Annotated in this window: 21 protein-coding genes; 10 read left to right on the top strand and 11 right to left on the bottom strand. The window is 70.7% G+C overall.

The features are described from left to right. The first annotated feature begins 6 nt into the window (after positions 1-6). Positions 7-1,149: a cysteine desulfurase family protein gene (locus tag IM767_RS13685; protein ID WP_109210971.1), complete on the top strand. Its 1,143-nt coding sequence runs from the start codon at positions 7-9 to the stop codon at positions 1,147-1,149. Between the two features lie 183 nt (positions 1,150-1,332). Then, the gene (locus tag IM767_RS13680; protein WP_109210927.1) at positions 1,333-2,286 is read left to right on the top strand and encodes a glycosyltransferase family 2 protein; all 954 of its coding nucleotides are present in this window, start codon (positions 1,333-1,335) and stop codon (positions 2,284-2,286) included. 57 nt (positions 2,287-2,343) lie between these two features. Here IM767_RS13680 and IM767_RS13675 read toward each other — a convergent pair whose 3' ends face one another. Beyond that, positions 2,344-4,368 (bottom strand): ABC transporter ATP-binding protein, encoded by a 2,025-nt coding sequence (locus IM767_RS13675; RefSeq protein WP_109210970.1) that lies wholly within the window; start codon positions 4,366-4,368, stop codon positions 2,344-2,346. A 47-nt stretch (positions 4,369-4,415) separates the two neighbouring features. On the opposite strand from IM767_RS13675, the gene IM767_RS13670 reads away from it, so the two are divergent. From IM767_RS13670 to IM767_RS13660, 3 genes are all read left to right on the top strand, one after another. Further along, the gene (locus IM767_RS13670) at positions 4,416-4,625 is read left to right on the top strand and encodes a hypothetical protein (protein WP_109210926.1); all 210 of its coding nucleotides are present in this window, start codon (positions 4,416-4,418) and stop codon (positions 4,623-4,625) included. Between the two features lie 132 nt (positions 4,626-4,757). Continuing rightward, on the top strand, positions 4,758-6,287 hold the full coding sequence (locus IM767_RS13665; RefSeq protein ID WP_109210925.1) for an MDR family MFS transporter: 1,530 nt from the start codon (positions 4,758-4,760) through the stop codon (positions 6,285-6,287). 110 nt (positions 6,288-6,397) lie between these two features. After that, on the top strand, positions 6,398-6,997 hold the full coding sequence (locus tag IM767_RS13660) for a carboxymuconolactone decarboxylase family protein (RefSeq protein ID WP_109210924.1): 600 nt from the start codon (positions 6,398-6,400) through the stop codon (positions 6,995-6,997). On the opposite strand, the gene IM767_RS13655 is transcribed toward IM767_RS13660, so the two are convergent. The 4 genes from IM767_RS13655 to IM767_RS20835 all read right to left on the bottom strand — a co-directional run bounded on the left by IM767_RS13655 (position 6,984) and on the right by IM767_RS20835 (position 9,104). Beyond that, the gene (locus IM767_RS13655) at positions 6,984-7,493 is read right to left on the bottom strand and encodes a hypothetical protein (RefSeq protein ID WP_109210923.1); all 510 of its coding nucleotides are present in this window, start codon (positions 7,491-7,493) and stop codon (positions 6,984-6,986) included. The two genes, IM767_RS13660 and IM767_RS13655, sit on opposite strands and share 14 nt — an antisense overlap. A 33-nt stretch (positions 7,494-7,526) precedes the next feature. Continuing rightward, positions 7,527-7,649: a hypothetical protein gene (locus tag IM767_RS21040; protein WP_275426024.1), complete on the bottom strand. Its 123-nt coding sequence runs from the start codon at positions 7,647-7,649 to the stop codon at positions 7,527-7,529. A 70-nt stretch (positions 7,650-7,719) separates the two neighbouring features. Further along, positions 7,720-8,565: a DNA-formamidopyrimidine glycosylase family protein gene (locus IM767_RS13650; protein WP_109210922.1), complete on the bottom strand. Its 846-nt coding sequence runs from the start codon at positions 8,563-8,565 to the stop codon at positions 7,720-7,722. Between the two features lie 38 nt (positions 8,566-8,603). Next, positions 8,604-9,104 (bottom strand): hypothetical protein, encoded by a 501-nt coding sequence (locus tag IM767_RS20835; protein ID WP_239453356.1) that lies wholly within the window; start codon positions 9,102-9,104, stop codon positions 8,604-8,606. Between the two features lie 259 nt (positions 9,105-9,363). Between IM767_RS20835 and IM767_RS13640 the strand changes: the two genes are divergently transcribed. Continuing rightward, complete coding sequence (locus tag IM767_RS13640; protein WP_109210921.1) at positions 9,364-9,777, top strand: CBS domain-containing protein; 414 nt, start codon at positions 9,364-9,366, stop codon at positions 9,775-9,777. A 95-nt stretch (positions 9,778-9,872) separates the two neighbouring features. Here IM767_RS13640 and IM767_RS13635 read toward each other — a convergent pair whose 3' ends face one another. Beyond that, on the bottom strand, positions 9,873-10,241 hold the full coding sequence (locus IM767_RS13635; RefSeq protein WP_109210920.1) for a DUF7882 family protein: 369 nt from the start codon (positions 10,239-10,241) through the stop codon (positions 9,873-9,875). Positions 10,242-10,406: 165 nt separating this feature from the next. On the opposite strand from IM767_RS13635, the gene IM767_RS13630 reads away from it, so the two are divergent. After that, a complete protein-coding gene (locus tag IM767_RS13630) occupies positions 10,407-10,868 on the top strand; it encodes a MarR family winged helix-turn-helix transcriptional regulator (protein ID WP_109210919.1) in 462 nt (153 codons plus the stop codon). A gap of 14 nt (positions 10,869-10,882) precedes the next feature. Here IM767_RS13630 and IM767_RS13625 read toward each other — a convergent pair whose 3' ends face one another. After that, positions 10,883-11,164, bottom strand: coding sequence for a hypothetical protein (locus tag IM767_RS13625; RefSeq protein ID WP_162564307.1), 282 nt, complete (start codon positions 11,162-11,164; stop codon positions 10,883-10,885). Between the two features lie 146 nt (positions 11,165-11,310). Here IM767_RS13625 and IM767_RS13620 point away from each other — a divergent pair, with 146 nt between their 5' ends. Further along, positions 11,311-12,048 (top strand): EI24 domain-containing protein, encoded by a 738-nt coding sequence (locus IM767_RS13620; RefSeq protein WP_109210968.1) that lies wholly within the window; start codon positions 11,311-11,313, stop codon positions 12,046-12,048. Between the two features lie 92 nt (positions 12,049-12,140). Here the strand turns inward: IM767_RS13620 and IM767_RS13615 are convergent, their stop codons facing one another. Then, positions 12,141-12,941 carry a DUF1206 domain-containing protein gene (locus tag IM767_RS13615; RefSeq protein ID WP_109210917.1) on the bottom strand — a complete coding sequence of 267 codons (801 nt, stop codon included), beginning with the start codon at positions 12,939-12,941 and terminating at the stop codon, positions 12,141-12,143. 62 nt (positions 12,942-13,003) lie between these two features. Then, positions 13,004-13,708, bottom strand: a complete 705-nt coding sequence (locus tag IM767_RS13610) for a phosphatase PAP2 family protein (protein WP_239453354.1) — start codon at positions 13,706-13,708, stop codon at positions 13,004-13,006. A 157-nt stretch (positions 13,709-13,865) separates the two neighbouring features. Between IM767_RS13610 and IM767_RS13605 the strand changes: the two genes are divergently transcribed. Beyond that, positions 13,866-15,242, top strand: coding sequence for an NAD(P)-binding protein (locus IM767_RS13605; RefSeq protein WP_109210916.1), 1,377 nt, complete (start codon positions 13,866-13,868; stop codon positions 15,240-15,242). A 102-nt stretch (positions 15,243-15,344) separates the two neighbouring features. After that, positions 15,345-15,686 carry a YciI family protein gene (locus tag IM767_RS13600; RefSeq protein WP_109210915.1) on the top strand — a complete coding sequence of 114 codons (342 nt, stop codon included), beginning with the start codon at positions 15,345-15,347 and terminating at the stop codon, positions 15,684-15,686. Positions 15,687-15,739: 53 nt separating this feature from the next. Here IM767_RS13600 and IM767_RS13595 read toward each other — a convergent pair whose 3' ends face one another. Further along, positions 15,740-16,429 carry an alpha/beta fold hydrolase gene (locus IM767_RS13595; RefSeq protein ID WP_109210914.1) on the bottom strand — a complete coding sequence of 230 codons (690 nt, stop codon included), beginning with the start codon at positions 16,427-16,429 and terminating at the stop codon, positions 15,740-15,742. 63 nt (positions 16,430-16,492) lie between these two features. Then, on the bottom strand, positions 16,493-17,566 hold the full coding sequence (ychF, locus tag IM767_RS13590; protein ID WP_109210966.1) for a redox-regulated ATPase YchF: 1,074 nt from the start codon (positions 17,564-17,566) through the stop codon (positions 16,493-16,495). Positions 17,567-17,657: the final 91 nt, after the last annotated feature.

Genomic DNA, 17,657 nt, shown 5'->3' with positions numbered 1-17,657 from the left:
ATGAGCATGCTGTACCTCGACAATGCCGCCACGACGCCGGTTCGCCCCGAAGTCCTCGAGGCGATGATGCCGTACCTCACCCGCTGGTACGGCAACCCCTCGAGCCATCACACCGTGGGCGAGGCTGCCGCCGACGCCCTCGCCGACGCCCGCTCGCGCGTCGCGCGCGTGCTGGGCCTCCGCAGCGGCGACATCGTGTTCACCTCGGGCGGCACGGAGGCCAACAACCTCGCGGTCAAGGGCATCGCGATCGCGGCGGCGCAGCGGCGCCCCGACCGGCGCGCGCACGTGGTCACCACCCCCATCGAGCACGAGTCGGTGCTCGAGTCGGTCGACTACCTCGAGCGCGTGCACGGGTACGACGCGACGCTCGTGCCGGTCGACGAGCACGCGCGGGTGTCGACGGATGCCGCGACCGCCGCCCTGCGCGACGACACGGTGCTGGTGAGCGTCGGGTACGCGAACAACGAAGTCGGGACGGTGCAGGATGTCGCGGCCCTCGCCGCCGTCGCCCGCGAAGCGCGCGTCCCGCTGCACCTCGACGCGGTGCAGGCCGCCGGCTGGCTTCCGCTCTCGGCCGAGGAGCTCGGCTACGACGCCATCTCGCTCGCCGGCCACAAGCTGGGCGCCCCGAAGGGCATGGGGGTCCTGGGCGTGCGGGGCCGCGTCCCGCTCGAGCCCCTGCTCCACGGCGGCGGGCAGGAGCGCGGGCGCCGCAGCGGCACCGAGGACGTCGCGGGAGCGGTCGGGTTCGCGACCGCGCTCGAGCTGGCCGAAGCCGAGCGGGTCGAGGCATCCGCTCGCGTCTCGGCGATCCGCGACCGCTTCATCGCCCGCGTCTGCGAGCGCGTGCCCTCGGCGCGCCTCACCGGCGACCCGGTGCACCGCCTCGCAGGCACCGCCAGCTTCACGTTCGAGGGCACGAGCGGCGAGGCGGTGCTCCTCGAACTCGAACGCCGCGGCGTGGTGTCCTCCAGCGGCTCCGCGTGCGCGGCGGGCAGCGACGAGCCGTCTCACGTGCTCGTGGCGATGGGCATCGCGCCCGAGATCGCGCAGACCGCGGTGAGGTTCACGTTCCCGCGCTGGCTGAACGCGCCCCTGGATGCCGTCGCCGACGCGGTCGAGGCATCCGTCGCCGCCGTGCGCTGATCGGCACGCCGACGCAAGATCGGATCCGCTCGTGCGGGCCGCGGAGCGCGGCGCGCCGCGCGATCCGACGCCGGATCGGCGTGTCGCAGCGGCGCTCCGCTCCTGCGGATCCGATTCCGTGACGCGGTGTCATACGCGTGCGCTGCCGCGCCCGGGTCCGCGGGTCGCCCATAGGATCGGACGGTGCCCCCCGCCGTGACCGTCATCGTCCCCGGCTACGACGTGGCCCTCTACGCCGCCGAGGCGCTGGACTCGCTGCGCGCCCAGACGCGCACCGACTGGACGGCCATCCTGGTCGATGACGCCTCGACCGACGAGACGGGCGCGCTGTTCGACGCCGCAGCGGCGATCGACCAGCGGTTCCAGGTCGTGCACCACCGCGAGCAGAGCGGGCTCGGGGCGGCGCGGAACACCGCGCTGGACCTCGTGCGCACGCCCTTCGTCGGATTCCTCGACGCCGACGACCGGCTCACTCCGCACGCCCTCGAGCGCCTGGTCGGCACGGTGACCGCCAGCGGCAGCGACTTCGCCGTCGGAGCCTACGTGCGGCTGCGGCCCGACACCGCCGGCGGCTACGAGGCCGGCGGTGTGCAGCCGTGGGTATCCGCCGCCACCGATCCGGCCCGCGTCGGCACCACCCTCGCCGACCACCCCGAGGCATCGGGCAACATCGTCGCGTGGTCGAAGGTCAGCCGCACCGACCTGTGGCACCGCACCGGCCTCCGCTTTCCCGTCGGCAAGGCCTACGAGGACCAGATCGTCGCACAGCAGATGTACACACGCGCCCGTGCGTTCGACGTCATCCCCGACGTCGTGGTGGAGTGGCGCGAGCGCGCCGACGGCTCGTCGATCACGCAGCACAAGGGCGAGCTGCCCGTGCTGCGCGACTACCTCGAGGCGCTCGGCGGCGGGATCGCGGTGCTGGATGCCGCCGGTCAGACTCGCGCCGCGGCAGCCCGCGTGCGTCTCATCCTGGCGATGGACCTGCCGCCCCTCGTCGACCTCGCGCGCGACCACGCCGACGACGCGTACCGGCGCGAGCTCGGGGCGTTCGCCCGCGAACTGTGGTCGCGTTCGGGCGATCCGGTCCTGAGCGACCCCGCGGCGACGGCGGTGGCAGCCGCGCGGCTCTGGTGAGGTCAGCCCGCCGCTGGTGAGCGCCTGCGGGTGGCTCGCCGAGATCGCGCGGCGCGCTCAGCGCTGATCGGACTCGGGGTCGCCGACGCTGCCGCGACCCGCGGCGAGCACTTCGCTCGGGGCGACGACGGGGGTGTCCGGCGCCGTGTCGGCGCGACGTTCGGGGTGGTCGGCCGGGGGCTCGGAGTCCTCCACCTCGGCTTCGGCCTCGAGGATCCTCGTCGTCGCGAGCTGCTGCGCCGCCAGCTCGGCGTACAGCCCGCCGGCCGCCAGCAGCGAGGCGTGCGTGCCGGATTCGACGATGCGGCCGGCTTCGACCACGTGGATCACGTCGGCGGCGATCACCGTCGACAGCCGGTGCGCGATCGACAGCGTGGTGCGGCCGCGCGCGGCGGCGTCGAGCGCCTCCTGCACGACGCGCTCGGACACCGTGTCCAGCGCCGAGGTGGCCTCGTCCAGCAGCAGCACGGGCGGGTCCTTGAGCAGCACGCGGGCGATGGCGATCCGCTGCTTCTCGCCGCCCGAGAGCCGGTAGCCGCGCTCGCCGACGACGGTGTCGTACCCCTTCTCGAACCGTTCGATCACGTGGTGGATGTTGGCGGCGCGGCAGGCGGCCTCGAGCTCGGCATCCGTCGCGTCGGGCTTCGCGTACCGCAGGTTCTCGCGGATCGTCGCGTGGAAGAGGTAGGTCTCCTGCGACACGATGCCGACGTGGTCGACGATCGACTCCTGGTGGAGCCGGCGCACGTCCTCGCCGGCGAAGAGGACGGACCCGCCGGATGCCTCGTACAGGCGCGGCGTCAGGTACAGCACGGTGGTCTTGCCGGCGCCCGAAGGGCCGACGAAGGCGACGTGCTGACCCGGCTCCGCCGTGAACGACACGCCCTGCAGCGTCGCGCGGGCGTCGGGGGCGGCATCCGGATACCGGAAGACGACGTCGCGGAACTCGATGCGTCCGAGCGGACCCGGCGCGTCGGCGACGTCGACCGCGTCGGGTGCGTCGCGGATGGCGGGCACGAGATCGAGGTACTCGAAGATGCGGGCGAACAGCGCGGACGAGGTCTGCAGGTCGAGCGAGACGCGCATGAGACCCATGAGGGGCATGAGGAGGCGCGCCTGGACCGTCGTGAACGCGACGATCGTGCCGGCGGTGATCGCGTCGGTGCCGCCGCCGATCAGGTAGCCCGACACGAGGTAGATGATCGCCGGCACGCTCGCCATGATCACCTGCACGACGGCGAAGAAGCCCTGGCCGCTCATGGCCCGCCGCACCTGCAGGCGCACTTGGTTGACGTTCTCGTCGGCGTAGCGCGTCGACTCGGTGCGCTGCCGGTTGAACGACTTCGACAGCAGGATGCCCGAGACGCTCAGCGTCTCCTGCGTGATGGAGGTCAGCTCCGACAGCGACTCCTGCGTCTCGCCCGCGATTCGTGCGCGCACCTGACCCACGCGGCGCTGAACGATCACGAGGAACGGCATCAGCACGACGGCGATGATGGTCAGCCGCCAGTCGATGAGGATCATCGCCACGAGCGAGGCGACCACGGTGACGGTGTTGCCGAGGATGCTGGTGACGGTGTTGGTGAGGACGCCCGAGACGCCGCCGACGTCGTTCTGCAGTCGGGACTGGATGACGCCGGTCTTGGTGCGGGTGAAGAAGCCGAGCTCCATCGACTGCAGGTGGTCGAAGAGCTTCACGCGCAGGTCGCCGGTCACGCGGTTGCCGACCGTGGAGGTCAGCCACGTCTGCGCCACGCCCACCGCGGCGGACAGGAGGAACAGCGCGATCATCGCCACCACCAGCTGCCACAGCAGCGTGAGGTCGGGCGCGGACCCGTCGACGGGGAACAGCGCGTCGTCGAAGACCTTCTGCACCAGCAGCGGCGGGATGACCGCGATGCCGGCGCCGGCCACCACCAGGATGCCGGTGACGACGATCGGCCATGTGTAGGGGCGGAAGAGCGCGACCACCCGCCGGCCCAGGTTCGGGATCTCGGGCGCCTCGGCGTTGGCCTTGCGCTGCGCCTCGGTGTCGACGGGCCGGAACCCGGGGTGCCCTCCCCCGCCACCACCGCCGCGCATGCTCACTCCGCCAGCCTAATCAGCGTCGCCGACGCTAGGCTCGTGCCATGAACTCGACTCCCGACCGGCCCGAACACGACGGCAGCGACCTCGCCGAGCTGCGCAAGGAGATCGACGAGCTCCAGGCGATCCCGCATGAGGAGGTCGTCAACCCGCTTCCGAAGAACATCGAGGATCGCGAGCCGGAAGCCGAGCCCACCGACGCCATCGGCTCGGAGGACTGGAACGGCCCGGAGGCCGAGCGCTCCGACCGCTGATCCGGCGGGTCGGCTGACCGCCGGCATCCGTTCCCGGATCGGGAATGGGATGTCGGAACCTGTGGTTATCCTGAAGGCTTGCCATCCTCGGGTGGCACATCGCTGCCCATCCGAGCCTCGAGGAGACGACCCATGGCCGCCATCGAAACGACCCCCGGCACCGGCAGCCTCCCCGCCGTCTCGAGCCGGTCGGCCGACGGCACGCCGAAGCTCAGCACTGAGGAGAGCCGCGTCATCTGGCTGCTCCTGGCGGCCGCCTTCGTCGCGATCCTGAACGAGACCACGATGGGCGTGGCGATCCCGCATCTCATCGTCGACCTCGGCATCACGGCGCTCGCCGCGCAGTGGCTCACGACCGCGTTCATGCTGACGATGGCCGTGATCATCCCCATCACCGGCTTCCTGCTGCGCCGCTTCACGACGCGCGCGATGTTCGTCGCCGCCATGGGGCTGTTCTCCCTCGGCACGCTCCTGGCGTTCCTGTCGCCCGGCTTCCCCATGCTCCTCGCGGCGCGCGTGGTGCAGGCCTCGGGCACCGCTGTGATGATGCCCCTGCTCATGACGACGCTCATGACCGTCGTGCCGGCGGCGATCCGCGGACGCATGATGGGCCGCGTCAGCATCGTGATGTCACTCGCGCCGGCCATCGGGCCGACCCTCGCCGGCGCGCTCCTGAACAGCTTCGAGTGGCGCTGGATCTTCGGCGTCGTCCTCCCGATCGCCGTCGTCGCGCTCGTCGTCGGCGCCCGCTGGATCCACAACCTCGGCGAGACCACGCACGCACCGATCGACGTGCCGTCGGTGATCCTGTCGGCACTCGGTTTCGGCGGCCTGGTCTTCGGACTCAGCCAGCTGGGCGCGGGCGGGCACGGGGGCGGAGCGGATGCCGCCGCCGCGAGCGCCGCGTCGACCACCACGCTGATCGTGTCCCTCGCCGTCGGGGTCGTCGCGCTCGGCGTCTTCGGCTGGCGCCAGGTCGTGCTGCAGCGCAAGGACGACGCCCTGCTGGACCTCCGCGTGTTCCGCAGCGGCAACTTCTCGCTCTCGATCGCCCAGATGGCGATCATGTCGATGGCGTTCTTCGGCGCGATCACGGTGGTGCCGCTCTACCTTCAGGACGTCCTCGGCGTGGACGCGCTGACCGCGGGCCTGGTGGTGCTGCCCGGCGCTCTCGCGATGGGACTCGCCGGCCCGCTCATCGGCCGGGTCTACGACCGCTGGGGAACGAGGGTGCTGCTGGTGCCGGGCGCGGTCATCACGAGCGGCATGCTGTGGGTGTACACGACGTTCACCGAGGCGACGCCGGTGTGGGTGATCGCCGTCACGCAGACCGTGCTGTCGCTCGGGCTCGCGCTGTCGTTCACGCCGCTGTTCACGGCGTCGCTGGGATCGCTCCAGCCGCGGTTCTATTCGTACGGTTCGGCCGTCGTCGGCACCGTGCAGCAGGTCGCGGGCGCAGCGGGCATCGCGCTGATGTTCGGCGTCATGGCCGCCGCCACCAGTGCGGCGACGGCGTCGGGCGCCTCCGAGGTCGCGGCAGGAGCAGCCGGCACGCACGCCGCGTTCCTGATCGCCGCCATCCTCTCGCTGCCGCTCCTTGTCGGGGCCTTCCTGATCCGCAAGCCGGCCGATCAGCCGATGGGCGCGCCCGTCGGCCACTGAGCCCGGGGGCTTCGCCCCCACGTATCACGCGGATGCCCCGCCCCTCGACAAGGGGTGGGGCATCCGCGATTCTGGTTGCGCCCCCAAGCTCCCACGGGAAAGGCAGCACGATGATCGTCAGCACACCGGAGATCGACGACGCGACCGGCCACGTCGCCGAGATGTACGACGGCGACCTCCGTGGCGACGGCTTCGTCTTCGCGCACACGCGCGCGATGGCGGTGAACCCCGAGGCGCACCACGCCTTCGAAGACCTGATCCACGCGATCGTGCCCTCGATCGGCCTGCGCACGTACGAACTGGCGACGCTCGGTGCCGCGCGCGCCGTCGGCTCGGAGCACTGCCTGCTCGCGCACGGGCGCAAGAGCCTGCGGGCCGGTCTCTTCGACGAGGACCAGCTCGCCCGGCTCGTCCGGGACCATGCCGACGCCGACCTCGACGAGGCGGACCTCGCCGTGGTCGCGTACGCCGAGAAGCTGTCGACGGATGCCGCGTCGATGACAGACGCCGACACGCTGCGCCTGCGGGCGGTCGGCTTCAGCGATCGGCAGATCGTCGACATCACCCTCGCCGCGGCAGCGCGCAACTACTTCAGCAGGGCCCTCCAGGCGCTCGCCGTCCCCGTCGACGACGTGCCCGGCCTGAGTCCGGCACTCACGGCGGCTCTGCGCGCACCGGGCGCGGTCGCCCGCGACGTCAGTGGTGGATGATCGCCTTCAGCAGGATCAGCACGCCGCCGAACGCGGCGGTGATGACCGCGCTGAGGATGCGTGGCAGCCAGTGCGTGCTCCACCGCGCGACGGCGATCCAGCCCAGCGCACCGAGCAGGACGGTGTTCACGATCAGGGCCGTCCACAGGGCGAACGAGTCGTCGATGACGCGCGTGGCACCGAGGAGCAGGACGACGAGCGGCGCCACAGAGGCGAGCAGCATCCCGCCCGACTGATGAGCCGATGCCCGGAGACTCGCGCGGAGCCCCGCCCGTCCGTCCGTGGCCGCCAGACGACCGAGGGTGCCGGCGAAGACGTGCGCGGCGAAGAAGACGAGCACGGTGATCGCCACCGTGATGAGGGCGTCCCAGGAGGTCCCCTTCGACGAGCCGCTCACGACGATCATGCCGGAGACGAGGATGAGTCCGTAGATCGCCTCCTCCGACATGAGGATGCGGCCCACTCGCGGGGTGATGTGCAGCTGTTCGTCTGTCATCGACGGCGAGGGGTCGGGATCTCGAACGCGGTATCAGTCGATGCTGCAGCTGCCGCCGCCGCAGCAGGAACCCGCGGACTCGACGACGGTGAGGAGGTTCTTCTCATCGGGCACGGGGGCGAGGGTGATCGGGGCGGGCTGCTGCGAAGTCGTCATGACGACCATGCTACCGAGGTCCTGGTCACCGAGGCGGTTGCGCGATCGCGCGAGCGTCAGCGCCGCTCGATCACAGCGGCTCGCCGCCGTTCTGGCAGGTCGGGCAGTACTGCGCCGAGGCGCCCGAGAATGTGAGATCGAGGATGGTGTCGCCGCAGACCGGGCACGGCTCGCCGGTGCGACCGTGCACACGCATGGCAGCCACCTTCTCGGCTTTGAGGCGATCGATCGGGACACCGTTCCTCGCCTCGATCGCACCCCGCACGGTCGCGACCGTCGCCTCGAACAGGCGGTCGGCACCCTCGGCATCGAGTGTCGCGGCGTGGGCGACAGGTGCCACCTTGGCCAGATGGAGGATCTCGTCGGAGTAGGCATTGCCGATGCCGGCCAGCGACTCCTGCTCCTGCAGGATCGCCTTGATCTGCTTTCGGCGACGGCCCAGCGCGCGGTCGAAGTCCTCACGTGTGAACCCTGGATCGGCGGGGTCCGGGCCGAGCTTGGCGATGGCGGGCACATCGGCCGCGTGGCCGACCACATAGAAGCCCAGCGAGACCCAGTCACCGGCATCCGTCACCTCCAGCGTCCGGTCGCCGGAGAGCCCGAAGGTCGCCAGTGCCGGTGGCGGGTCGACGGCGTCTGCCGGGTCGCCGACGGGGGAATCCGCGAGCGGGTCGACCCAGCGCATCCACCCGTGACGGCCGAGCGAGACGACCAGGCTGACACCGTCGAGGACGAGTTCGACATGCTTGCCGTGGCGCGTCGCACCGGTGATCGTCCGCCCTGCCAGCCCCGACGGCGGCGCACCGCGCGTCTTCACGGTGCGGAACTCGAGCACGTCGACATCGCGGATCTCTCGACCGGATGCCTCGGCACCGAGGAACCGCGCGAGGGCCTCCACCTCCGGCGACTCGGGCATGGCCCCATCCTGCCACCGACCGGCGACATCACGGTGGGTCAGCTGCGAGCGGGTGGGCGGTGGGGAATCGGGGCAGGCTTGAAGGACCGGGTGCCGCAGGGGTGGTCGAGCAGCTCCATGGCGGCGAGGAACACCGCATCGAGCGACTCGTAGCGCGCAGCTCCGAGACCGAGAGACACCCAGACGGCCTCATAGGTCCCGGTGTCGAGCAGCTCGACGTACGCGACCAGGCTGGCCGCGTCACCGCGCACCACGTTGCGATCGCACAGACGCCAGGAACGGTCGGCGAGCGGGGTCAACACCAGTTGGTGGATGCCTTCGTGCTCCATGTCGCCTCCCGGGGCCCACTCGCTCCGGTCAGCGGATGCGACCGGTCCGGGGTCGAAGCGTCGTTCGCGCAGGCGGCGCTCGGCGCTCTGCTCCGCAGACGTGCCCCGCGCTGGATCGCCGGGCTGCTCCGCGGAGCGCGGACGCTCGGTGTGACGAACGCGGAGGCTGGCGCGTTCGCCGGCGACATCGCGCGGCGCTGTGTCGCTCATCGTCGGGCCTCCTCCTCGAGCCGTGATGCGGCCGAGCATGAACCCCGCAGGCGCTCAGGTGTGAGGGGGTTGACAGACGGGCAGGGCCCTGGCACGTGCCGTCGTGGACGACGGGGCACCGTCATGCGCTCGGGGAAAGGTCCGGCTACGCCTGCTGTTCCCAGCTGTCAAGCCCCTCAGCCGCGGGTGTGGTCGCACGTACCGTCGCCGACGACCGAGAACACCCGGGCATACCCGGACGATTCGAAGGAGAGGACCGATGACCACCGCCAGGGACATCATGACTCCCGACCCCCGTTGTGTGGGCGAGAACGAGACGCTCGTCGACGCCGCCCGCCTCATGGCGTCGCTCGACGTCGGAGCACTGCCGATCTGCGGAGAAGACAAGCGACTGAAAGGCATGCTCACCGACCGGGACATCGTGGTCAGATGCATCGCCGAGGGCGGCGACCCCTCATCGACCACCGCGGGAAGCCTCGGCCAGGGCAAGCCGGTCACCATCGGCGCGGATGACGACATCCAGGAAGCGCTCGATGTGATGAAGCGCCATCAGGTGCGCCGGCTGCCGGTGATCGATGACCATGAACTCGTGGGCATCATCAGTCAGGCGGACATCGCGCTCTCGCTGTCGGCCGAGGACGCCGGCGAGACCGTTGCCGAGATCTCCGAGTGACCCGCCGAACGGGCGGGCGGACGGCCCCTCAGAGCAGCGCCCGCGGCCGCTGAGGGCGCCTGGTTCAGGACGCCCCGGGGCTGCCGGGCGGCGGGTCACGCCGCCGGCTGAGCGGCCTTCGGCGTCGCTGCGCCCGATCGGGCAGCCTTCGCGCTCGACGACGGCATCACTGAGACCTCCTCCAGTTCGAGGGTCAGTCCGCCGTTCGAGCTCGCCGCCGCCGCGAGGCGGCTGAGGAGTTCTCGGTCGATCACGGCCTCTTCCGGGGTGTCGAACACGAACCGCAGGGGAATCGCCGGCTGGAGCCAGATCGATGACCGACCGCTGCCGTCCGGATGCCGCCACGACATCATGAAACTCTCGTTGCGACGCAGCTTGGTGGCGATGACGGCCTTGACGTGCACGAGCAGATGCTCCGGGATCTCGATCGCGGCACCGTCGGCGCCGTAGATCAGCTGAGCCATGAGGTTCTCCCTTCGGAGGGTACTCCCATGTTAGTTCGAGATCGAATAATACGATAATGAGAATTTCATCACCATAGCTTCGAAAAGCAAGTGTTTCGTGACCGAATAGTCCAGGATGTGGGAATAATAGGATTCGAGAGACGACCGGACGGACGGTGAGGAACGATGTCGACCAGAACGGCGGATGACGCACGACCCGACGTCGCGGGCATTCTGGAACGTCTGCGCCTCGCGGAAGCCAAGCTCGCCCGCCAACGGGAGCAGCAGACCGGGATGAACGAGAGTGACCGGGCGGCCATGCGCTATCTGCTCGAGCGGGTCGACACCGAAGAGATCACCCCGGGCATCATCGCACACGCCCTGCATCTGTCGCCGGCATCGGGGACGGCGCTCATCGACCGACTGGTCGCGCGCGGCCTCGTCGTGGTCGGCAACCACCCGCGTGACCGGAGGAAGAAGCTGGTGCGTCCGTTCGACCGCAACGTCGACCCGGATCACCTCGATCCGCTCACGACGCGACTCCGCACGATCGCCGACGGACTCACGACCGGCGACGCCCGCATCGTCGCGGGCTTCCTCGAAGACGTCCTCAGCACAGTGACCCACGCCACCGCCCCGGCCGCGTGACGGCGCGCCCCCCCTCAGCTCTGCGGTATGGACAGTCGCTCGGAGATCTGATCGAGCGCGTCGCGCAGCGAGTCGAACTCGCATACGCCTGCCGAGCCACTGACCCACAGCAGGTAGACGCGACCGTCTTTGCACTCGAGGTAGGCGAGCACGCGGCGCGGGTCGCTCGTATCCACAGCCGGGTCGCACGCCACCCAGGCCCCGGACCCCACCCACAGCAGCTCCGGCCGACGGACCTGGTCCCCGGTGATCGGTGTCGCGAGCATCGCACCCTCCCCCTGCGGCTGTTCGCGCATCCTGCGCGTCACGATAAAGATGGCGGACGCCGACCTCCGCGAAGAAGGGCTTGACGCGGCGGCTGCGATCTGCATCCCCCGGCACCGCTGTAGCCGGACGACCGCCCCTGTCCTGCTCCCCGCGACGGCGACGTAGGGTGATGGAGATGCGCGAGTTCGTCCGAGGAGCCGGCCTGCTGGGAAACGGATTCGCCTACTGGCGCCGTCGCCCGGGTCTCATGGCGCTCGGCCTATTGCCGGCCGCGATCGTGGGTCTGCTGTTCCTGTCGGGACTGATCGCGCTCGGGACATTCCTCCCCGCGATCACCGAGGCGGTGACGCCCTTCGCCGACGGGTGGCCCGGCGTCTGGGCGACGGTGTTCCGTGTGGCCGTCGGCACCGCGCTGCTCGGTGCGGCGCTCGTGCTGGTCGCCGTCTCATTCACCGCGCTGACGCTCGTGGTGGGCGAACCGTTCTATGAGCGCATCTGGCGTGCGGTCGAGACCGATCTCGGGCCATCGGGCATCGAGTCCCCCTACGGCTTCTGGCGTTCGGTCGGCGACGCGGTGGGCCTCATCGCCCGGGGTGTCGCGATCGCTGCCGCGGCCGTGCTGATCGGCCTGATCCCCGTGGTGGGTGCCGTGCTCAGCACCATCTTCGCGGTGCTGTTCACCGGCTGGCTGCTGGCGGACGAACTCTCCTCGCGCGCGCTGACGGCGCGCGGGATCGGTCGGGCCGCGCGGCGCCGACTGCTGCGGAGCCACCGGTCCCGCGTTCTCGGTTTCGGCGTCGCGACGCAGCTCTGCTTCCTCGTCCCGCTCGGCGCCGTCGCCACCATGCCGGCCGCCGTGGCCGGATCCACGCGTCTGGCACGTTCGCTGCTCGACGACGCGACCGCGCCCTGATCGAGAGGGGCGCGCTGTCGCGAGGCGGCACCCGCGTGCCCGTGGCGCACCGGAGGCCGCGGACTGCTCGGTCCGCGGCCCCGGTTGCCTGCTCACATCCGCGCGTATCGCGCCCGGGCGAAGCAGAAGAGGCCGTAGATGATCAGGCCCGCGGCGACGACCCAGAGGATCACCGCGCCGAACGGGAGCTCTGCGAGCGTGTGCAGCGCGGCATCCAATCCTCCCGCGGCCTCGGCATCGTGGGTCAGCGCCGCGACGACGAACAGGACCCCCGTCACGCCGACAGCGATCCCCTTGGCGACGTAGCCCACGATGCCGAAGGTGACGATGCCCTTGCGGGCGACGCCGGCCGGCAGCTCCAGGTGCTTCTCGAACGCGCGGGTGAACCCGCGGACGATGAATGCGATGCCGATGCCGAGCACGATGAGCCCGACGAGGACGAGGAGGATGAGCCCGCCCGGCGTGCTCATCAGCTGCGCGCTGAAGGTCTGCGTCGACTGCGACGAGTCCGAGCTGCCGCCGAGGGCGTAGACGATCGCGGTGATCGCGATCGCGATGTACACCACGGCGGTGCCGATGTACTTGATCCGGTGGCCCCACTTCTTCTTCGAGTCGGCCTCGCGCTCGAGGAAGGCCTCGGCGATCTGCCAGGCGGCGAGCGCGACGAGCCCGATCGCGATCGCCCAGAGGAGCAGTACGCCGGCCGGCGTGTCGCGGATGGTCTCCATGGCGCCGCCCTGGTCAGCCTCGCCGCTGCCGCCCATCGCGACGGTGATCGCGATCGCGCCGATGACGATGTGCAGGATGCCCAGGACGACGTAGCCGATGCGGGCGATGGTACGGAACACGGGTGATTCCTGCGCGGCCCGCGCCGCGCTTTTCGCAGTGGTCATGCGCGAAGCGTATCCAGGCGGCGCGGCGCGAAACGGGGGGTTGAAATCCAGCGCGGAACCACTCACGACTCCCGCGGCGGGGAGGCGGCCATGGCTCGCCTCACCCGCAGCGCCTGCACCGCGCTCCATACCAGTGTGGCGACCGCCACGCCTTCGAGCATGCCCGCGATCACGTCGCTCAGCCAGTGCGCGTAGAGGTACGTCCGGCTCCACATCATGAACAGGATCCACAGCGCACCGAGCAGCCACACGTACCAGCGACGCAGGAGCAGGCCGAGGGTGACCGCGAGGGTTGTCGCGACGGCGGTGTGACCGGACGGGAACGACGTCGCCACGGTCTCGGCCAGCGAGTTCTCCGGGCGCACGCGAGCGATGATGGCGGCCATCGGCGCCCCGATCGCGACGACGGTGATGATCGCGAGCGCGAGGTTCGCGGCATCCCATCGCCGTCGTCGCCAGAGGAAGACGCCCACCAGCACGATCCCGATGATGATCACACCGATCGTCCCGCCCACGATGGCAGGAACCCACGCGACGACGATGCCGACATCGCTGTAGGTGGCGACCATGAGGTCGTGCCACCACACATCCATCGGCAGCGGGTTGTGCCCGCCGAGCGCCACGATGAATCGCAGCACCACGAACGCCACGGTCGCCAGGACTCCGACGACCAGCACGATCCCTCGATGCGGATCCGGGTGCGGGAGCGACTGCTCGCTCTCCAGCGCCGCGGATCGATCGCCGTACTGCTCCTCGGTGTCGCTCACGGCACCATTGTCGGCGAGGCGCACCCCAGACGGGAATCATCAGCGCGCCCTTGCCCGCGAAGGGGTGCCTGGCGTAAGAGCGTCCTCCCTCACCCCTCCGACGCTGTCGTCACCCGCCCCCATTGACGCGTGCGCCGCACACTGCTCTGATGAGCGCATGGAGGCGGTCGTCGACGTCGACTACGTGGTCGTCGGGGCGGGGGCGATGGGGATGGCGTTCGTCGACGCCCTCACCGCTCACGATCCCGACGTCTCGGTCGCGATCGTCGATCGCCGCCACGGCGCGGGTGGCCACTGGCTCGACGCCTACGGCTTCGTCCGCCTCCACCAGGCGTCGGCCTTCTACGGCGTCGCCTCCACGCTGCTCGGCGGCGGCCGCGTGCAGGAGGACGGTCCCGAGCGCGGCCTCCACGAGCGCGCGAGCGCGGCAGAGGTGTGCGCCTACTATGACCGGGTGCTCGGGCGTCTCACCGCCACGGGCCGTGTCGCCTTCCACGGCCGTTGCGAGTACCTCGGCGACGGCCGTTTCGTCTCGCTGCTGAGCGGCGCGCGCTGCCACGCCCCCGGGGCACGCATCGTGGACGGGCGGTACCTGGCGCCCGACATCCCGTCGCTCACTCCCGCCCCCTTCGCGGTCGACGACGGGGCGCGGGTCGTCGCCGTCAACGAGCTGGTCCGGCTGACCGAGGCACCCGAGCACTTCGTCATCGTCGGCGCCGGCAAGACCGCCACCGACACCTGCGTGTGGCTGCTGCACAACGGCGTGCGGCCGGACGCGATCACCTGGGTGAGGGCACGCGATCCCTGGCTCTTGAACCGCGCGGTCGTCCAGCCCGACCCGGCGATCTTCCTCGGCATGGCGGCCGAGACGATGGCGGCTGCTGCGGCGGCCTCGAGCGCCGACGACGTGTTCCTGCGGTTGGAGGATGCCGGCGTCATGCTGCGCATCGATCGCGGGGTCACGCCGACCATGGCCAAGACCCCCACGCTCGCCACGTGGGAGCTCGACCTCGTGCGCGAGATCGGCGACGTCATCCGCCGCGGACACCTGCGCGCCGCCGCGCCCGGCCGCCTGCGATTCGCAGACGGCGACGTGCGCGTACCCGCCGGCGCGCTCGTGGTGCACTGCGCAGCCGAAGGCCTGAAGTACCCCGGGCTGCGGCCCATCTGGACCCCCGACGCGATCACGCCGCAGCCCGTGCGGGTCGGGTTCCCCTGCTTCGGCGCCGCCCTGGCCGGCTATGTCGAGGCCACGCGCGACGATGACGACGAGAAGAACCGCATCTGCCGGCCGTCGCCCTATTCCGACACTCCGGCGGACTGGGCGATGATGCAGGTGATCGGCGGCGACGCGTCGCTCGCGATGACGAGGGAGACGGACCTGCGCGACTGGTCGAACACCACGCCGCTCAACCCCTCCCGGATCCCGCCGGAACGCGCCGACGATCCGGCGGTGCTCGCGGCGCGCACGCGCCTGAAGGAGCACATCATCCCCGGTCGTGAACGCCTCGCGGAGTTCGCCGGCCGCGGCTGAGGAAAGCACCCACCGGGTGCGCGAAGCGCCCGCGTCGGCCAGGATGGTCTCCGTCACTCCCCCGACCGCGACGGTCACTCCTCCGACGAAGGAGCAGCTGCGATGACGAAGTACATGATCTCTTTTCCAAGCTCCGCCGTGGTGCTGACGGAGCAGGAGTTCCCGGCCGTCGCCAAGGCCTCGTATGCCGTGGTGCAGGAGGCGAAGGATGCCGGCGTCTGGGTCTTCGGAGGCGGGATCGACGAGAGCATCGCGCCGGTCATGGTCGATGAGTCGGGCAACGTCACGCAGGGCACCTACGCGGACACGACCCATCTCGAGGGCGGCTACTCGGTGCTGGAGCTACCCTCGTACGAGGCGGCGCTGGAGTGGGCGGCGAAGATGGCGGTCGCGACCCACTGCGCGCAGGAAGTGCGCGCGTTCCAGGACGACCCGGAAGGCTGAGTGCTCGGGCTTCCGCCGGGGCTCAGCGTCGCCGGGTCGGCGAGGCAGGTGCCTCAGTCCCAGTCGAGGTAATCCTCGATCGGCCACGCCGTCGCACCCACGTGCGTCACGGGGAACAGGTGGCCGGCGCCCTCGACGCTCACGACGCTGACGCGGTCGGGGGCCGACGCCCGCAGCTGCTCGCCGTTGGCCGGCGGCGTCATGCGGTCTTCCGCGCCCTGCACCACGAGCACCGGCACTGCGGGGGCCAGGGACGACCACTCGAGCTCGGGAGTGGCCAGCTGCGCGCCGCGCTGCAGCGACTCCACTGCCGCATCGCGGGCCTGCTCGGGGATCTCCGAGCCCTCGGCGTGCAGCTCGTCGGTGAGCTCGGCGCCCTCGACGCCCAGCAGGAGCACGCCGCTGACGAGTTCGGGGTGGTCGAGCGACACGGCGCGCGCGACGGATCCGCCGAACGCGTGGCCGCCGACCCAGGCGCTGCCGATGCCGAGGTGGCGCATCACATCCGCGACGTCCTGCGCGAGGTCGTGCATCGTGACGTCCTGGTCGGCCGCGCTCGAGGGGTGGCGCGGGCCGATCCGCACGATGTGGAAGTCCTCTTCGACGAGGGCATGGGCGAGCGGGCCGAGGTAGCTGATGTTCAGTCCCAGCCCGGGCAGCAGCACGAGGGTGGGACCGACGACCTTGTCGTCGGCGTACGGGATGGCGCGGCCCTCGGGCTCGAAGATCTGGGTGTCAGCCACGGTGTTCTGTTCCTCTCGCGGGGGCTGGACGGTACTCGGCGCCCGAACGGGCGGGGTGTCGGCTCAGACGTTGAACCGGAACTCGACGACGTCGCCGTCCTGCATGACGTAGTCCTTGCCCTCCAGGCGGGCCTTGCCCTTGGCGCGGGCCTCGATGACCGAGCCGGTCGCGACGAGGTCGTCGTAGGAGATGACTTCGGCCTTAATGAAGCCCTTCTCGAAGTCGGTGTGGATCACGCCGGCCGCCTGGGGCGCCTTCCAGCCCTTGCCGATGGTCCAGGCGCGCGCCTCCTTGGGGCCGGCCGTCAAGTAGGTCTGCAGCCCGAGCGTGTCGAAGCCGATGCGGGCCAGCTGGTCGAGGCCCGACTCGTCCTGCCCTGTCGACGCCAGCAGCTCCGCGGCGTCCTCCGGGTCGAGGTCGATGAGCTCGGATTCGATCTTCGCGTCCAGGAACACGGCCTGGGCCGGAGCGACCAGTGCCGCGAGCTCGGCCTTGCGCGCGGCATCCGTCAGCACCGCCTCGTCGACGTTGAACACGAAGATGAACGGCTTCGCCGTCAGCAGGCCCAGTTCCTTGATGGGAGTCAGGTCGATCCCCGACGCGGACAGCAGCTCGCCGCGCTGGAGCGCCTCGCGCGCCTCGACCGCCGTCGCGAGGACGGCCGGATCGAGCTTTCGCCCCTTGACCTCCTTCTCGTAGCGCGTGATCGCGCGCTCGAGGGTCTCGAGGTCGGCGAGCTGCAGCTCGGCGTTGATCGTCTCCATGTCGCTGCGCGGGTTCACCGCACCGTCGACGTGGACCACGTCGTCGTCGGCGAAGCCGCGCACCACCTGCGCGATGGCGTCGGCCTCGCGGATGTTCGCGAGGAACTTGTTGCCGAGCCCCTCGCCTTCCGACGCGCCGCGGACGATGCCCGCGATGTCGACGAACGACACCGCCGCCGGCAGGATGCGCTCCGAGCCGAAGATCTCGGCGAGCTTGTCGAGCCGCTCGTCGGGCAGGTTGACCACGCCGATGTTGGGCTCGATCGTCGCGAACGGGTAGTTCGCGGCGAGCACCTGGTTCTTGGTCAGCGCGTTGAAGAGGGTCGACTTGCCGACGTTGGGGAGACCGACGATTCCGATGGTGAGAGCCACGGGCATCCAGTCTAGATGGCCCGACCGCGACGCCTCGCCGGGCGGACGCTTCAGTGGCCTGCCGAGAAGATGACGACGGATGCCGCGGCCC

Source organism: Microbacterium ureisolvens, from assembly GCF_015278315.1.
Taxonomy (GTDB): domain Bacteria; phylum Actinomycetota; class Actinomycetes; order Actinomycetales; family Microbacteriaceae; genus Microbacterium; species Microbacterium ureisolvens.
The sequence above is the reverse complement of the archived record's forward strand: the minus strand, read 5'-3'. Positions and strand labels throughout refer to the sequence as shown.

What these genes read in the sequence shown, in the direction of transcription:
- IM767_RS13685 (WP_109210971.1), top strand. Translation starts at nt 7, where the DNA reads ATGCTGTACCTCGACAATGCCGCCACGACGCCGGTTCGCCCCGAAGTC.
- IM767_RS13675 (WP_109210970.1), bottom strand. Translation starts at nt 4,368, where the DNA reads ATGCGCGGCGGTGGTGGCGGGGGAGGGCACCCCGGGTTCCGGCCCGTC.
- IM767_RS13670 (WP_109210926.1), top strand. Translation starts at nt 4,416, where the DNA reads ATGAACTCGACTCCCGACCGGCCCGAACACGACGGCAGCGACCTCGCC.
- IM767_RS13665 (WP_109210925.1), top strand. Translation starts at nt 4,758, where the DNA reads ATGGCCGCCATCGAAACGACCCCCGGCACCGGCAGCCTCCCCGCCGTC.
- IM767_RS13660 (WP_109210924.1), top strand. Translation starts at nt 6,398, where the DNA reads ATGATCGTCAGCACACCGGAGATCGACGACGCGACCGGCCACGTCGCC.
- IM767_RS13655 (WP_109210923.1), bottom strand. Translation starts at nt 7,493, where the DNA reads ATGACAGACGAACAGCTGCACATCACCCCGCGAGTGGGCCGCATCCTC.
- IM767_RS21040 (WP_275426024.1), bottom strand. Translation starts at nt 7,649, where the DNA reads ATGACGACTTCGCAGCAGCCCGCCCCGATCACCCTCGCCCCCGTGCCC.
- IM767_RS13650 (WP_109210922.1), bottom strand. Translation starts at nt 8,565, where the DNA reads ATGCCCGAGTCGCCGGAGGTGGAGGCCCTCGCGCGGTTCCTCGGTGCC.
- IM767_RS20835 (WP_239453356.1), bottom strand. Translation starts at nt 9,104, where the DNA reads ATGAGCGACACAGCGCCGCGCGATGTCGCCGGCGAACGCGCCAGCCTC.
- IM767_RS13640 (WP_109210921.1), top strand. Translation starts at nt 9,364, where the DNA reads ATGACCACCGCCAGGGACATCATGACTCCCGACCCCCGTTGTGTGGGC.
- IM767_RS13635 (WP_109210920.1), bottom strand. Translation starts at nt 10,241, where the DNA reads ATGGCTCAGCTGATCTACGGCGCCGACGGTGCCGCGATCGAGATCCCG.
- IM767_RS13630 (WP_109210919.1), top strand. Translation starts at nt 10,407, where the DNA reads ATGTCGACCAGAACGGCGGATGACGCACGACCCGACGTCGCGGGCATT.
- IM767_RS13625 (WP_162564307.1), bottom strand. Translation starts at nt 11,164, where the DNA reads ATGCGCGAACAGCCGCAGGGGGAGGGTGCGATGCTCGCGACACCGATC.
- IM767_RS13620 (WP_109210968.1), top strand. Translation starts at nt 11,311, where the DNA reads ATGCGCGAGTTCGTCCGAGGAGCCGGCCTGCTGGGAAACGGATTCGCC.
- IM767_RS13615 (WP_109210917.1), bottom strand. Translation starts at nt 12,941, where the DNA reads ATGACCACTGCGAAAAGCGCGGCGCGGGCCGCGCAGGAATCACCCGTG.
- IM767_RS13605 (WP_109210916.1), top strand. Translation starts at nt 13,866, where the DNA reads ATGGAGGCGGTCGTCGACGTCGACTACGTGGTCGTCGGGGCGGGGGCG.
- IM767_RS13600 (WP_109210915.1), top strand. Translation starts at nt 15,345, where the DNA reads ATGACGAAGTACATGATCTCTTTTCCAAGCTCCGCCGTGGTGCTGACG.